At 61.0% G+C, this 17288-nt stretch carries 1 protein-coding gene; it reads right to left on the bottom strand.

All coding sequences use genetic code 11. The annotated features are described in order from the left end of the window. Nucleotides 1-17276 (bottom strand): putative Ig domain-containing protein (locus tag ACILSI_RS00900; RefSeq protein WP_395719944.1); only part of this gene is annotated, 17276 nt, incomplete at its 3' end. Nucleotides 17277-17288: the final 12 nt, after the last annotated feature.

Raw genomic sequence — 17288 nt, 5'->3', positions numbered from 1 at the left:
TTCGGGTTCGCACGATTCTGGCCGTCAAAGTAGATCACCGCATGGTTCGCCGTGGCCGGATCGGAGCCGGTGCTGACCAGGAACCACAGCGCGTCCACCTTGCTGCTGCCGATCTGATTCACCGTAATATCCACCACCAGGCGGCTGAGCGAGGCGTCATAGATCACATCCGCATTGTCGAGATGCGCGATGGTGGGCGTGTAGTTGAAGTCATAAGCCTGGCCTGGAGTGATTTCTCCAGTCTGGAGCAGCACGCCGTCACGATTGCTATCCGTCAGAAGGAAGTGGTAGCAGCCGGTGGCGGCCGGACCGGAGGACTTGAAGCCCAGATCGACGGTCATGTCGCCATTGTTGTCGTCGGAATCATCCAGGGTGTTGAACACACCGCTTTCACCGGCGGCGTTGGTTGGCTCGTTGTCATCTTGCAGCAGGATCAGAGCGCTGCTGATGCCGTTGGTGGCCGGCTGGGCGTTGTCGGCGCCGTCATCATTGCCGACGATGTTATCATCCAGGTTGACGTCGGTAGGAGAGGCCGGCGAGATGGAGATCGAATTCACCAGCGGCTTGCCGACGCCAAACTCGGAGGCAGGAATGCGCACATAATAGGAACCGGGAACGACATTGCTGAAGATGTAGCGCCCGCGGGTGCTGCTGGTGGAGCTCGTCGTCGTGCTGGCGACAAAAACACCGGAGCTGTTCAGCAGTTCGACACGCACTCCCCCGACGCCTTCACCCGAGTCATAGACGCTGTTGTTGTTGCCATCTTTGTAAACCAGGTTGCCGATGCTGCAGAAGGTCGGGCGCAGGCCGAAGTCAATGGTGCTGTCAGTGTTGCCTCCGAAGGGGGCGAGGAGGTTGCCCGGCTCGGTGAGCGCGGAGAGCGTGATCATCGGCGAAAAAACACGCGCGCCGGAAGATGCCTGCGTGATGCCGTTGTTGTCATTGTCGATGCCGTTGTCCGAGCTGCTGCTGGTCGTGCTGCGACGCGGATGCGTGACCGGAGGCAGCACGCGCACATAGTAGCGGCCGGCGCTCAAGCCGGTGAAGTTGTACAAGCCGTCGGCGGCTGTTATGAACGTCGAGCCCACCTTCACATCATCGCCATTGTTCACCGTGCTGTCCGTGGAGCGGTACAATTCCACCTGCGCGCCTTCGACACCCAACTCACCGACATCGACTAAGCCGTCGTTGTCATTGTCCGACCACACCAAGTTGCCGATGGAAAGCGAGGCGCTGAAGCCGAAGTCGATGGTCATCTCCTGGTTGCCACCGCCGCTGGCGAGATTGCCCGGCTCCTTGTTCAGGGCGAGGTCAATGACCGGGCTGCTGACGGCGGTGCCGCTGCCGCCGGGCTGCAAGCCGTTGCTGTCGTTGTCCTCGCCGTTGTCATTCGCATCCCCAGGCGATACCAGGGGCCAGAGCGAGTCTGGAGTCGGGATGCGCACGAAGTATTTGCCAGCCGTGAGGCCTGTGAAGAGGTAATAGCCGTTCGCATCTGTCGTGGTCGTGGTGACGGGCTGGTCGTCGGCCGTGTTGGCGAAGTTGTCAGCACCGGCGCGGAGGAGTTCGACAGTGAGATTGGCCAGACCCGGCTCACGCGGGTTCTTGAGGCCGTTGGCGTTCGTGTCAGCCCAGACGAAGTCGCCGATGGAGAGTGTCGGCGGATCGCAGGTGGCGCTGCCTTGCAGCAAAATGTTGTCGATGTCGATGTAGCCGGAGCCATCACCGCCCCAGAGATAGATTTCGAGCAAGAAGGGCTTGCCGGCGAGCTCTGCTGCGGTGGGAAGGGCCGTCGCACCGCCGATGAAGCTGCTCCAGGCCAGGTTCATCGAGTACCACGAACCGGTCGAAGGCAGTGTGAAGCTGTTCGTCACCGCCGTGCGGTGGCTGGCGCCGTCTTTCCAGGTGAGGAAGACTTTCCCCTGCACCGGCGCGGTGGAACCGACGCGGAACACATCGAAGAGGATGTTGCCGATGTTGCCGGTTGCGGTCGGGTCCATGTCGAAGCGGACCCACAGACTGTCGCGGTTCTGCGTCATGCTGGTGCGCGCGCTGTCGTAAGTCGTGTCGTAGGCCGCGTCCCAGTCACGCATGCGGCGGGAGAGCGCGCCACCGCGAATCGGACCGTTGCTGGTCGGCTCGCTGATGTCGGTGAGTCCGTTCATGTCGTCCTCGATCTGAATCTTGGCCGCGTTGACCACACAGCCATGCTTGTAGCTCGGCGGCGCGGGCAGACCGCCGCTGGCGACGTTCAAATCGTACTCCAGCAGGTTCGTCAGCGAGGCTGGCACGGCACGCAGAGCGAAGTCGAGGCTGTTGTCGGCATCCGCACCGCCCACGACATCACCTGGCTCACGTCCGATGGCCAACGTCATGACCGGACTCGTGATCGCCGTCCCCTTCCCTCCTGCCTGGACGCCGTTGTTGTCATTGTCGATGCCGTTGTCCGCGCTCACCTGCGCCCCCGAGGACATCGGATGAGAGGTCGGAGGTGTGGTGATGCGCACAAAGTAGCGTCCTGGGGCCAGACCGATGAAGGCGTAGCCACCGGAGCCATCGCTGGTCGTGGTGCCTTGGGAAACATCATCGCCATTGCCGATCACCGTGTCGGTGGTGGCGAAAAGTTGCAGCGAGACACCTGCCAGGCCCGGTTCACCCACGTCACGCGTGCCGCTTTGATTCAGATCGTCCCAGACGAGATTTCCCAGTGCCAGACCATTGATGGTGACGACATAATCACGCGTGCCGGAGCAGGTGGCGGTGTCCACGCTGCGGACGGTGAAGCTGTAGCTGCCCACCGCCGTCGGCGTGCCGCTGATGACGCCCGCGTTGCTCAAAGTGACACCTGGAGGTAGGCTGCCGGCGATGAGTGAATAGGTGTAAGGCCCGACGCCGCCGCTGCTGGTGACCGTCTGGCTGTATGCCACGCCGCGATAGCCAGAGGCCAGGCTGGCAGGTGTCAGCGCGAGCGTGGGGCAGTCAATCGTGATGCCGACCGTGGCGCTGCCCACGCAGCCATACACATCACGCGCCTCGGCGGTGAAGGTGAAACTGCCGGCCACCGTCGGTGTGCCGCTGAGCATGCCGGAGGGGCTGAGCGCCAGACCGGTGGGCGCGGAACCCGTGGGAATACTCCAGGTGTAGGGCCCCGTGCCGCCGCTGGCGGTCAAAGTGGTCGTGTAGCTGACGCCCACCGCCGCATTCGTCACGGTCGCGGGAGAAATCGTGATCGTGGGGCATTGCAGCGTGATGATGTAATTGATCGTCCCAGGGCAGTTGTTTTGATCCATGGCCTGGATCGTCACGCTGTAGTTGCCAGGAGCGCTGGTGGGCGTGCCGCTGATCAGGCCGGTGGGCGAGATGCTCATGCCGGTGGGGAAGGTGCCGACGGTGCGGGACCAGGTCTTCGTGCCCACACCGCCGCTGGCGCTGAGCTGCTGCGAGTAGGCATTCCCCACCGTGGCTGCTGGCAGCGAGGCAGGCGTGATGGTGATCGCGGCGCAGTTCACGCCAAGCGAAAGCGCCTGTTGCTTGACGCAGCCGTTCAGATCGCTGGCCTGCACGGTGAAGTTGAACGAGCCGACCGCCGTGGTGGTGCCGCTGATCAAACCGGCGGAGGAGAGCGTGACCCCCGAGGGGAGCGCACCGCTGACCATCGACCAAGTGTAAGGCATGGTACCGCCGCTGGCGGTAAGCTGCTGGGAGTAAAGCTCGGTCGTAGTGGCCTGCGGCAGCGTCGCAGGCGTGATAGCGATGATTGGGCAGTCAAACGTGAGGGTGCAGTCACGCGTGCCGGAGCACCCCGTGCTGTCAGTTGCTTTGATGCGGAAGTTGTAAGAGCCAGGAGCCGCCGTCGGTGTGCCGCTGATGACACCGGTGGCGCTGAGGGCGAGTCCGTCCGGCAAAGCACCGCTGTCGAGGGACCAAGTGTAGGCCGGATTGCCACCGCTGGCGCTCATGGTCTGGCTGTAGGCCTGGTATTGACGCGCATTGGGCAGCGTGGCCGGTGTGACGGTGATGACCGGGCAGGTCACACGCAAGGTGTGGCTGCGAGTGCCGGAGCAGCCGACGCTGTCCGTGCCGCGAACTGTAAAGGTGTAATCCCCCGGAAGCGCCGTCGGTGTGCCGCTCAGAAGGCCCGAGGTGCTGAGGCTCATGCCCGAAGGAAGCGCTCCACTGTCGATGCTGAAGGTGTAAGGCGCGCTGCCGCCCATGCCATCCATCAGCACGGCGCTGTAAGCCACGAACTGCTGCGCGTCGCCCAAAGTAGCGGGAGAAAGCGTGATCGGCGGGCAGACGACGCGCACGCTGAGAGCCTGCGTGCTCACGCAATTGTTCGCATCACGCGCACGAACGGTGATGGAATAGGTTCCCGGCGCGGAGCCCGGTGTGCCGCTCAAAACACCCGCGCTGCTGAGGCTCATGCCGGTGGGCAGTGTGCCACTGGTGATGTCCCAGAGATACGGAGCCGTGCCGCCAGCAGCGTTGAGTGTGACGGCGGTGTAAGCGGCGTATTGCGTGGCATCCGAGAGTGTTTTGGGCGTGATGTTCAGCACCGGGCAGGCCACGGCGAGCGTGTAGGCCCGCAGACCGACGCCACCGTAAGTGTCGCTGGCACGCGCGGTAAACGGATAGCTGGTTGGAACGGAAGTCGGCGTGCCGCTGAGCAGTCCGCTGATGCTGTCGATCGTCAGACCGGCAGGCAGTCCGTTGTTCCCGCTGGTGGTGACGCTGTGACGCGCGGCGACTTCGACAGTGCTGATCGCGCGGTTGTAAATCACCAGTTCATCAAGAGCGCCGCCCCAGTGGGTGCCAGCGGTGCTGCTGCCACCGACAACCAACGGCTGGGTGGAGTGATTGATGGCGGTGGTGAGCGCCTTCGAAGCGATCTGGGCGCCGTTGACGTAAAGGCGCAGAGTGTTGAGGTCGTAAGTGGCCACTACATGGCTCCAAGCATTCACAACCACCGGCGCATCGACGAAATCAGCGCCATTGATCCAGAAACGCAGCGTGTTGGTGCCACCAAGCTGCATAAGGCCGTAACCATTGGCAGGAGCAGCCACATCACTGGTCTTGGCAGCGATCACGCGATTGCCAGCAGGTGTTGCCGCGGTCGGCCGAACCCAGGCCTCAAGGCTGATCTGCGCCGGGCGCATGGCCGACTGATCCGCCACCTGCATGTAGTCGTTCGTTCCATCCAGGCTGAACGCGCGACCCACGACACCGGCGGTGAAGCCAACACCATTGAGCAACGCACCATGGTTCGCGCTCAACAGCTCTGCGGCGCTGTTTTCACCCGGCCACCACACGACTGAACCGCTCAAAGCCGAAGGACCGAAGCTCCAGGTGTAAGGAGCGGTGCCACCGGAGGCGGCCAAACCCTGGCTGTAAGCCGCATATTGCGTGGCGGAGGGCAGCGTGGCGGGATTGACCGTCACGAGAGCGTTCATGAGCGTGAGCGTGTAGCTTTGGGTGCCGGTGCAGCCCTGGCTGTCTGTGCTGCGCACCGTGAAATTATAGGAGCCTGGGGCAGCCGCCGCTCCCGGAGTGCCGCTGATGACACCCGCGCTGCTCATGCTCATGCCGTTGGGCAGGCTGCCGCTGCTGATCTGATAGCTGTAACCGCCCGAACCGCCGCTAGAGCTGAGTGACAACGGATTGTAGGCCACATATTGAGTCGCCATGGCCACAGTGCCTGGGCTGATCGTGATGGTGGGGCAGCCACGGAAACCGAAGTCGATGGTGTTCTCCGTGTTGGTGGTGCCGCTGCTCCCGGCCTCGCCAGCGGCGGTGAGCATGATTGTGGGGCTGATGACCGCCGTGCCGATGCCGCCGGTCTGGCTGCCGTTGCTGTCGTTGTCCTCCCCATTGTCAGACAAGTCCGCCACGCCAGAAGCAAGCGGATACGTGACTGGCGGCGTGGGAATGCGGACGCGGTAAGCGCCGGGCTGATAAACCGTGAAACCGTAAACACCGGAGCTGTTCGTCGTCGTGCTGGCGATGACGGTGTTCACCGAACCGTCGAGCAATTCGACCGCAACACCTGAGCCAACACCGCTTTCAGAGCCGCTGGTGAACACACCGTCGTTGTTGGCGTCGATGAACAGTTGGTTGCCGAGTTGTATGCCGGTGAACAAGCCGAAATCGACGCTGAGTTCCGTATCGGGGTTTGTGTCACCGTCATTGACTGGTTCCGTGCCGACGGCCAGCGTGATCACCGGGCTGTAGAGATAAGTTCCTGGCCCGCCTGGCTGCGAGCCATTGTTGTCGTTGTTGATGCTGTTATCAGCGGTGACGACGTTGCCACCAGCGGCAGGGATGCCTGAGGGTGGAGTGACGCGCACGACGTATTTGCCATCGGCAAGGCCAGTGAAGTTGTAGGAGCCAACTGGGCTCGTGGTGGTGCTGCCGACGAGCAGGTCATCCGCGTCACCGGCGGTGTCGTTGGTCGTGCGGTAGAGATTCACGGCGACACCGCCGATGCCCAGCTCACTGAACGCGCCGGTGTCGCGCACGCCGTTCTTGTTGGCATCGTTCCAAACCTGGTTGCCGATGGTGAGCGTGGCCGAGGTGCCGACCTGGCAGAGATACACAAGATCAGTGACCACCGGATTGCTGCTGCTGCCGCCGGAGAGAACAATGCTGGCGCTGTCGATCTGCGCCTGCGTGGCGGCATTTGCGATGCGGAAGCGGTAGGTGAACTGACGCCACACCGGCTGCGCGTTGCTCGCCGAGGCCTCGGTCCAGCCGTTGTAATCCGCCGCGCCAAGAGCGGGATAAGAAATCGTGCCGCCGCTGTAACCGCAGCACTGGTCCACGCCTGGGGCCGTGGCGCTCAGCTCACCCTGAGGGACGGTGTAGTATTGATAAATGCCCGGAGTGGAACCGGTGATGATCTGGAACACATGCGCGTTCGCGCCGAGATCCCATAGGATGGAAGCAGCGCCAGAGGAGGCGTTCGCGGCCCACACGCTCAGCTCATATTCCTTGCCGGCTTGCAATGCCGTGCTCCAGGCACCGCCGCCCGCCGGGCGCAGGCTGACGCAGGAGTTGGTACCTTGCATGAGCAGCATGCGCTTGCCGTGACGGCTCTTGACGCTCTCCGTCCATGAAACACGCGATCCATTATTGCCCGCGAGCACCTGCACACGCTGAAGCGGCTCACCGACTCCGCTGGTGCCATTGGTGCCGCCCAGCCACTGGTAGGCGTTGATGTTGGTGCCGAGCGCGGTGCCAGCGCCGTCATAACCGAGCACGCTGACCGGCGTTCCGGTCGTGTTGGGCAGTCCCTGGAACTCAAAGCTCGGGTTGTCGATGAGGTTGGTGACCAAGCAGGGGCTGGGATTGGCGAAACCAATGTCGATGGTACTGTCCGCATCATTGTCATCACCATCCGCGCCACTGCTGGGCTCGGTGCCAGGGGAAAGCGTGATGAGCGGCGAGACGACTGGATCGCCCGAGACAGTCTGGAGGCCGTTGTTGTCATTGTTGACGCGATTGTCGAGCGCGACCTGGCTGGTGCTGACGCGTGGGTAGTAGGTCGGCGGCGTGGGAATGCGAACGTAATAGACGCCAGGGGCGAGGTTGGTGAAGAGATAAAGACCGTTTGTGTCGGTGACAGTCGTGCCGAGCATCACATCATCACCGCTGCCGTTCTCGGCGTTGCCGTTGATGCCGGGAGACCACAATTGCAGCGGCAGGTTCGGCACACCACTTTCAGTGGAGTTGCGCAGGCCGTCGTCATTCATGTCGATCCACACCTGATTGCCGATGGCCATTCTCTTGACGACAAAGGTGACGGAAGTCGTCGCGCTCTGGCAGTTGTAGGCATCCGTGGCACGCACCGTGACCGCATAGCTGCCCAGCGTCGTGGGCGTGCCGCTGACCGTGCCATTGGAGGCCATCGTCAGGCCTGGAGGCAGCGTGCCGCTGATCAGCGCGAAGGAATACGGGGCCGTGCCTCCACTGGCGGTGAGGGTGTGCGAGTAGCTGGTGGTGAGATAGCTATTCGGAGGTGACACACCGCCCAGCGTGATCACCGGGCAGGCCGGAGTCACCGTGTGGACACGGGAACCTGAGCAGCCGTTGGCATCCGTCGCAGTGAGCGTGAAGGTCGCAGGCGTGGTGCTGGTAGCGGTGCCGGTGAGTGCTCCCGTGGCTGTGTTGAGGCTGAGCCAAGCGGGCAGATTCGTCGCACTCCAGGTCAGCGGTGTGGCGCTGCTGCCGCTGGCGGTAGCCACTTCTGAATAGGCAAAGCCAATCACCGGAGCCGAGAGCGTCGCAGGATTCACGGTGATGACAGGGCAGACCTTGATCTGATAGGTGGCGACGCCTTGGCAGCCCTCAGAGTCCGTGACACGCACAGTGACGCTGGCCCCTGCCCCGTTCACCGTCGTCGGAGTGCCTGCGATGACACCCGCGCCAGAGAGCGTGAGTCCATCTGGCAAGGTGCCGCTCTTGAGGGCATAGCTGTAAGTGCCCGTACCGCCAGTGGTGGTGAGTGTTTGTGAATATGCCGAGCCGACGGTGGCCAAAGGCAGCGTGGAGGGGGTCAGGGTAAAGGCCGGGCAGCGAGGGTCCAAGGTGTAAACCTGTGTTGCAACACAGCCATTGGCATCCGTGGCACGCACAGTGAACGTGGCAGGAGTGGTGCTGGTGGGCGTGCCTCTGACGACACCTGTCGAGGCATTCAGCGTGCACCAAGCTGGCAATGTGCCGCTGGCGATGGTGAACTGGTAAGGAGCCGCGCCGCCAGTAGCGCCAATCGTCTGTTCATATTCCAAACCGACCGTGGCGGGCGGCAGCGCAGATGGTGTGAGGCTGATGATCGGGCAGACCTGCATGGGCAGCACTCGCGTGCCGCTGCAACCATTCGGATCGGTGGCGCGCACAGTAACATTGACACCCAAACCGTTCGAAGTGGTGGGAGTACCACTGATGACACCCGTGGCAGCATCAAGTGTGAGCCCCGCAGGCAGCGTGCCGCTGGAAACACTCCACTGGTAGCCTAGCCAGCCCGTCACCGTCTGCAGCGTGTGCGAAGGCCCGGACCATTGCAGACGGGCGACTGCAGAACCTGCGTTTTCATAATACTCCACTCGAATCGGCACCACGGTGCCAGCGGTCAGTGTGATCGTGGCGCTGTGGGAGGTCGCGGACTGATCCACCCAGTGGTCGATGATGAGCGTGTTGTTCACCCACACACGCACGCCGTCGTCAGAGGTGGATTGAAAAGTGTGCGTGCCACTGGCGCTTGGACGAATGAACCCGCTCCAGCGTACCGAAAAGACATCAGCCGGCACCGAGGCATGCGGTGAGCCGCCAGCCCAATCGAAATCAATCGAGGCATCCTGACGTGTCAGCAGCAGCGTGTTAAAGCTTTTGCCAGAGAAATACTGGCCGGTCAGACCAGACGCTGGCAAGGCCGTCAGTGCCTGGGTGTAAGCCTGGCCAACTCTGGCCGTGGCTGGCACGGCAGGATCAATCGTGATCGTGGGACAGACCGGTGGCAGCGTGTAAGTGCGTGAGCCTGTGCAAAGGTTCGCGTCGGTGGCGGTAATGGTGAAAGTGACGGACACCGAGTTGGTCGGCGTGCCAGACAGCACGCCCGTGTTTGGATCCAGATAAAGCCATGCAGGCAGCCCGGAAGCACTGAAAACCAACGGCGCGGCGGAGCTACCAGTGGCGGTGATGGTCTGTGAGTAAGGCGCACCGATCAAGGGCGCTGGCAATGTGGCAGGATTGACCGTGATGACTGGGCAGACCTTGATCCGCATGGACTGATCCTTGTAGCAAGTGTTCGCGTCTGAGGCACGGAGGGTGATGCTTTCTCCATTCACCCCGCTCGTGGCCGCAGTCGGAGTGCCGGTGATCGAACCACCGCCACTGATGCTCAAACCTGGAGGCAGCGTGCCAGTAACAACGCTCCAGGCGTAAGGCGTGGCGCTGCTTCCCGTGGCGCTCATGGCCTGTGTGTATGCCGTGCCCACCACCCCCTGTGCCACCGTGGCTGGCGCGATGGCGATGACCGGACAAGAACGGAAGCCGAAGTCGATGGTGCTCTCAAAGCTGGTGCTACCGCTGGACCCAGGCTCGGTGCCTGTGGCAAGCGTGATAAGCGGACTGTTGGTCTCCGTGCCAGCTCCGCCCGGCTGAATGCCGTTGCTATCATTATCTTCGCCGTTGTCCTGTGCATCCGAGATCGTGGCAAACGAATATGCGGTGGCGGGCACCGGCACACGCACGCGATAGGTTCCCGGAGCACAGCCACCAAAAAGATAGCGACCATCAGCGCCGGTGACGGTGGTGGCCAGCACGGTGCCACCGCTGTTCACCAACTGCACACTGACGCCGGGAATGCCCGTATCACCGCTGCCAAACAAGCCGTCGCCATCCGCATCATAAAACACGAGATCCCCGAGATTTACGCCGTCATTGAGACCGAAGTCGATGGAAAGCTCGGTGTTGGGATTGGTGTCACCGTCGTTGATCGGTTCAGTGCCTGGAGCAAGCGTGATCAGTGGGCTAAAGATCGGATTGCCTGGTCCGCCAGGCTGAAGACCGTTGTTGTCGTTGTTAACGCCGTTGTCGAGGGGTGTCACCGCGCCAGAAGTGGCGGGCAGAGACGCCGTCGGCGTGACCTGCACATAATAAACGCCGGCAGGAACCGCGCTAAAGACATAAGCACCGCTGCTCGTCGTGGTGATTGACGGAGCCACTTCATAATCCGCATTCACCCCCGTGCCTCCACGCACGCCATCGGCCCCTGGATGGAATAAACGCACCACCGCGCCAGCCACACCAGGCTCACCCACGTCCTTGATGCCATCACGGTCCGTGTCCAGCCAAACGGCGTTGCCGAGGCAAAGCCGAGCATCAGGCTGAGGGATGCGGGTGAAAAGAATGGAGTCTTCGATGGCGGAAGGATTGTTGCCGTACACACCCATCATGGTTCCATCGGCGGAGATTCCGTCTCCTCCATTGTAAATGTTCCAGAAAGCGTAAGACGCATCCTGGGCTACGTGACCATCATCAATGAGCAGGTCGGAGATGCGCGTGTACAAATCAACAGGCGTGTCCCACATTACGGCAAAGCTGCCGGAGGAACCGCTGCTGTAGATCGAGCCCAGGGCACGTCCAGTGTCGCTGATCGCTCCCACGATGCCGCCTAGTTTGTCCTGTGGCAAGATGCGGGCCAGATTTGTGCGCGTGCTGGTCTGGGTGTCGTACACAAACGGCACCGGCACGCCGGAGATGCGCTGGCTGGAGCCCACATAACGTCCATTCGGGCTGATGCGTCCTCCGCGCAGTGAGCCGCCGGTAAAAGTGACCACCGTGGCACCCCAGCCGCCGGCAGGACTGCCGCTGATCACCTTGCCCACGCCACTGCTGTCGATGACTAGCAGCTTGGTGCCGTCAGCGGAGGCATCAAGCACCTCACGCACACCGGAGATCGCCGTCCATGCACGCGTGCCGAGATTCCACCAACCGCCCTGCGACATCAGTGGGCCTGAGGGGCCATCAGGATCAGTGGTGCCAAAAGCGTAAGTGCTGTCGGCCGTCAAAGCAGTCGGCAAGGCGTAAACGCTGGCATTGCCATCGTATGGAGTCAGCAGGCGAGTGACTGTGCCGGAGGCACGGTTGTAGAACCAGGGAATCACGTTGAACTTGGATCCAGTCGTCCACTTTTCATGGCCCACAACGTTCCCGCCGTCGTTTACGTCACCGCCCATCGCATACGGATGCGCGGCATCCACCAACGGAATGTCCACGTTGGTAAGCGAGAGCGTGTTCATCACAAAACCACGCGTCTTGAGGCCGAATCGAATGCCGGTGATCCAGCGACCGTCTGGCGACATGTTGAAGATGCAATTGCCCTGGCTTTGCGTTTCACCACCGAAGACGTCGCGTCCGACCCGTGTCGCCAAATAGCGGCCTCCGTTGGTTTCACCGGATGGTGTGGGACAATCCGCGGGAGCGTTGGAGATGATGATGACGCGTGTGAAAGATGCCTGGCAGGAATTAGCGTCTGTCACCGTCAGTGTAACGGTCGAGCTACCTGCTGCCGTGGGAGTTCCACTGAGCACACCGCCGTTGCTCAGGCTCAAGCCGGCTGGCAACGTGCCGCTCGATACAGCATAAGAATAGGGAGACGTGCCCCCGGCTGAGATCAATGTCTGCGAATAAGCGGTGCCGACGATGCCAATGGCAATCGTCCCCGGACTCACACTCAGAACCGAGCACTGCGGCTCAAGGGTATAAACACGTGAACCAACACAACCGTTCGCGTCCGTCGCACGGATGGTGAACGTCTGCGGAACTGGGCTGGTGGGTGTGCCACTGAGCACGCCAGTGCTCGTATTAAGACTCAATCCGGCGGGTAAAGTGCCGATGGCGACCGCAAACGCATGAGGTGTGGCACCACCAGTGACACCAATCGTCTGCGAATAGCTCGTGCCGACGGAAGTGGTTGTGGAGATGGCCCCCAGGCTGATGACCGGGCACACTTTGAGGCTGAAGATTTGATTCTTCGTACAACCATTGGTATCCGTGGCCCTCACGGTGATGTTGACCCCCGTTCCGTTGGAAGTTGTCGGCGTGCCGCTAATGACACCCGCATTGCTAAGAGAAAGCCCGGCCGGCAGCGTGCCGCTGGCGAGCATGTAAGTGTATGGAGCGACGCCCCCGCTGGATGAAATCGTCTGTGAGTAGGCTGTTCCGACCACACCAGCCGGCAATGTGCCCGGAGTCATCGTGATGACCGGGCAAACTTGAAGATTGAGAGTCGCAATACCTTGGCAGCCGTTCGCGTCCGTGACACGGAAGCCAAGGCTTGCGCTGTTGACTGTGACGGTCGGCGTGCCGGAAATGACACCGGTGGTGGCGTTAAACGAAAGACCTGCCGGCAACGTGCCTGAAGTCTGCACCCATGCATAGGGAGCGACGCCGTTGCTGGGGGCGAGTGTTTGGGAATAGGCTGTGCCGATGAATGCCTGTGAGAGCGTGGCAGGCGTGATGCTGATGGCCGGACAGGAGGCCGCCAGCGTGAAAGCGAGTGTTTTCACGCAGCCATTGGCATCCGTGACGCGTACCGTGAAGCTGGCCGAGGTGGAGCTCGCCGGTGTTCCACTCAAAACGCCTGCGGCGCTCAGCGAGGCCCACGCTGGCAGCGAACCGCTCGCAATGGAGAAGGCATAGGGAGCGGCACCGCCTGTGGCGCCGATCGTCTGGGAATAGGAGACACCCACTGTCGGTGTGGCAAGCGTCGAGGGAGACAGAGTTATAAGCGGGCAGACTTGCAATGAGAGTGTCGCATTGGCCTGACACCCGTTCGCATCCGTCGCACGGAAACCAAGGCTCGTACTGGCACCATTTCCAGTCGTTGGGGATCCGGAGATCACACCGGTGCTCGTGTTGAGTGCGAGCCCTGCGGGCAATGTGCCCGTGGCGAGAGACCATGTGTAAGGCGGGCTTCCTCCACTGGCAGTGAGCGTCTGCGAGTAGGCGCTGGAAACAGTTCCTGCAGGCAAGCTCGCCGTGGTGACAGTCACCGTGGGACAACCAATGGTCATGACATAATCTTCGACTTCGCCATTTCCCAGAGTTCCAGTGGCACCAGGTGTGCTCACCGATGTCAGACGCACACGGACCCCGGCGACACCGAATGTGGCGGAGGCCGGCACCGTGAAGTTAATGGTCCGATTCGAATTGGAAGCGCCGTTGGCGACGAGAACGTTGCTGGCCACCTGCTCGCCGGCGTCGGTTAGAACACCATTGCGGTTGAAGTCAATCCAGGCATGGAGAAACGCGGTGGAGCCGCTGGTGTTGGTCACCGTGGCCGTCAGCGTGCCAGATGCTCCGGGAGCGATGCTTGCGGGCACGGCAACGCCGTCTTCATCGTCCGCGCCATTGAGATCGTCTCCCGTGGCATTCGAATTGGTGGCGGCGGCTGATTCTGAATCGATCAGAGTCCCCAGGTACAAACTCGGCACCACCGCGCTGCTCGCGCTGCCAAACAACGAATGGTCACCATAATCCATCGCCTTCAGCAGGCCAAAGTCGATGGTGTTGTCGATGTCGATGCCTCCGCTGGCCAGATTGCCAGGTTCCTTGCCCACGGCCAGATCCACCACCGGGCTGTAAACTGCGGTGCCCGCGCCGGCTGGCTGCGAGCCATTGTTGTCGTTATCGACACCGTTGTCCGCACCAGCGGTGATGCTTGCCAGGCTGAAGAGAACCGGCGGGGTGAGGCAGAGGAAATACTTTCCTGGCGGCCGGTTGGTAAAGCCATAAGCGCCAGAGCCATCGGTCGTAGTCGATGCAACCAAGGTGTCCGCTGCCGTGCCAGAGCCGCCAATGGCATTGTCTGTGCCGGGAGTCCAGAGTTGGACCGTGACACCGCTGATGCCGCTTTCACCCGCCTCTTTGAGTCCGTTGTTGTTGGCATCATTCCACACCAAATTGCCAACGCTTGTAGCTTGAGAAATTCCCAACTTGGCATTTACGAGACCATTGGTTCCAATCGAGACCGAGAGCCTTCCATTCACCGTTCCATCACTGCCAGCACCTGAGCCGAGGAATTCACCGGTGTTGAACCAGCCCTGGGGCAAATCTGCCACAGGCGCAGCCCCCCCCAGGCTGCCGAAGGAAGTGCTCAGAACGACGGTGTAGCTCGTGTTGGCGCTCGCGCCGCCCAGAATAAAGGTGCCGTCATCCTTGACGGGGAAGGAGTCCACCAGATTGCCGGCACCATCCACCAGCAGGGCAAACAAGGTGCCTCCCGCATTGGAGCCGGTTCCTCCCACAGTGTTGTCCGCCAGCCCATTCGTATCCTCATAAACAATCCCTTTGACGCCCAGTGATGTGACTGAGGAGGAGATGCCTTCCGACAAGTCATCATATTTAAGCGACGAGCCCGTGGGCAGGGTGCCGACCCTGACGGCAACGGGGTTGGCAGTGTCATAATTGTCCAAACGATACAACGTCGCACTGGTGGATGCCACGCCATAAAGCCGCGTCACCCCGCCGACGCCTGCGATTTGTACAGCGCTGTTAGATGACACCGGGATCTGTGTGTTGATATTGATGCTCGTGGCCGCAGGGCCGCCGGGATCGAAACCATCGGTCATGAACTGGTTGAAGAGCGTGTTCGTCGTGTTGTTCACCGCCGTGGAAGTGACCAACAGGCCGTCCTGAGGACGGATCACAAAGTCACCTCCGCCAAATTTCTGAGTCCGGTGGAAGAAGTTGGGGTAATCGTTGAAGGCGGGGCTTTTGAGCGCCTTGCCTGTCGCATCCAGTCGCCAGGCGACCACGTTGTCGTTGTTTTGACCGCCTCCGTAATAATCCCCGGCGTAGTATGCGGCGCGCGGAAACGCGCCTGAACCCGCCGATGATGAATTAGGTGAGCCTGTGTTGTACGGGATGTTGGAGAGGTTGGATCCTGTGACCGTCTGATAACTCCATGTCTTGGTGACATTGTCATAATAGGCGGTATTGAGCTGATAATTATAGCCGCTTGAGCCTGCGGAGCTGGAGTTCCAGTAGAAACGCCGGTTCAGCCAATCCAGTGCCAGGCCGTTCATATACGCATTGCTGGCGCTGGCGTTATATCCCGAAGTGGCTGTGTTCAGATTCAGGATGCCAGGAGTGACCGAGACGGTCGGCGTGGCGGAGTTGGGATTGTAAACAGAAACTTCGTCCAGATAGAAGTTTCCGTTGTTGCTGCGGATCGCATAAAAATAGTCCCTGAAATTCGATGATGGGGCCACGATCGTGGTGGTGTAGTCCTCCACTTCTCCATCACCGCTCGCTCCGACCGGCCCCGGAGTTGACACGGAGGTCAGTCGGAAGCGTGTGCCAATGGTGCCGAGGCTAGCAGTGCTCGGCACGTCAAAGAAAAAGGTCTGGTAGTCACTGGTGGTGCCGGCGGGCACCACCACATCAGTGACGATCTGTTCATCTGTGTCCGTCACAGACCCATTGTTATTAAAATCAGCCCAGCCATTCAGATAAGCCGGCGAACTACTGAGATTCGTCACATTCACAGTCACCGCGACACCCGCCTGGCCGCGAACCAGAATAGCCTGGACTGTGGTGCCATCCTCATCGTTGACGTTGTTGATGTCGTCCCCGGTCGCCGCCAAATTCGTGAACGCCGTGAATTCAGCATCTGTGAAATCGCCCAACTTGAGGGTGTCGGACAGTTTGCTGCTGGCATCCTGAAAGAGAGAAAAGTCACCGTGGTCAGATGGGGCCACGATGGTGATCGTGTAATCTTCGACTTCCCCAGTGCCAGATGAACTCGTGCTGCCAGGATTGGGGATTGAAGTTAAGCGGAAGCGAGCGCCCACCGAGCCTAAGGCCGCAGCCGTCGGCACGGTGAAGGTGTAGGCCTTGTTGACACCGTTGGTGCCAGTCGTCATTGGATCGTTGATGATAATCTGCTCGCCGGCATCAGTGAGCACGCCGTTGTTGTTGAAATCGATCCATCCGTTCAGATAAACCTCAGCCCCACTCGTGTTGGTGACATTGAGCGTGACGGTCTGCCCAGTTTGGCCTTGAATGAGCCCCACTGGCAGCGTCACCCCGTCCTCGTCATCCGAACCCGTGGTGTCATCGCCCACGGCCGTCGCATTCGTCACCACAGATTCGGCGTCCACCAAAGCTCCCATTCTGACCGCGTTTGAAAGCGTGCTGAAGGCAGGAGCAAACGAAGAAAAATCACCAAAGTCCGAAGGCAGGACAATGTTGGTGATGCTGTCCTCCACTTCCCCATTGCCGCTGACACTCGCTGGTCCAGGACTGTTGGTGGTGGTCAGTCGCACGCGCACGCCGGCCGTGCCCAGAGTGGCGGCGGCGGGCACGGTGAAACTGACCGTCCTGTTGGAATTCGATGTGCCTGTCGCAATCGTGGTGTTGGTGGCGATCTGCTCCCCGGCGTCGGTAAGCACGCCATTGCCATTGAAATCAATCCAGACATTGAGGTAGGCAGTGCTGCCGCTGGTGTTGGTGACGTTGACGGTCAATGAGCTTGACGCTCCCTGGCTAAGATAGGCTGGCACTGTGACGCCATCCTCATCATCGCTACCGGTGATGTCATCGCCCGTGGCCGTGGCGTTGGTGGTGGCAGCAGACTCCTTGTCTGTGGTTGCACCGATCTTCAAGGTGGTGACCACGGTGCTGCTCGCGCTCGAAAATGAAGTAAAGTCGCCAAAGTCGGAAGTCTGCGCCATCACCGTGCCACTGGCCGAAAACAGAAACAGCAGCGCTCTCAACAATAAGCAGTA

Origin of the sequence: Prosthecobacter sp., assembly GCF_044232965.1 — a bacterium.
Taxonomy (GTDB): domain Bacteria; phylum Verrucomicrobiota; class Verrucomicrobiia; order Verrucomicrobiales; family Verrucomicrobiaceae; genus Prosthecobacter.
The sequence above is the reverse complement of the archived record's forward strand: the minus strand, read 5'-3'. Positions and strand labels throughout refer to the sequence as shown.